The 330-nt window shown below is 50.3% G+C and carries 1 pseudogene; it reads right to left on the minus strand.

Annotation, left to right across the window (positions count from 1 at the left end):
- Nucleotides 1-330, minus strand: a pseudogene (locus ACO0LG_RS29640) (hypothetical protein); the annotation flags it as partial.

A 330-nucleotide genomic window follows, 5' to 3' on the forward strand; every position in this document is an offset into this window, starting at 1 on the left:
AACCAGCATGCTCACTGTAAAAGGCGCTCTTCAATGCAGCCCATGGATAACCCACCATGCGGTTGCGCAGTGCCAGGGTCTCTACCCTGCTATAGACTGTTGCACGTTCATTATCGTCATTGAACAGGCGTGTTATTTCGTAAGGGTCAGCCGCATATTTGCGCTCTATGCTGTCCATCACCCAGGCGACATTACGCACACAAGCAATCACTTTGGAGCCGGGGAACTGGTCCATCAACATAGGCAGATGGGCAGTCCACATGCGGTTGGTATCAAACACCACACTCTTTTCAGCATGTTCGGCATAGTAAGAATCAAACAAACCACGCA

Source organism: Undibacterium sp. Ji42W (assembly GCF_049340405.1).
In the GTDB taxonomy this organism is placed as follows: domain Bacteria; phylum Pseudomonadota; class Gammaproteobacteria; order Burkholderiales; family Burkholderiaceae_D; genus Undibacterium.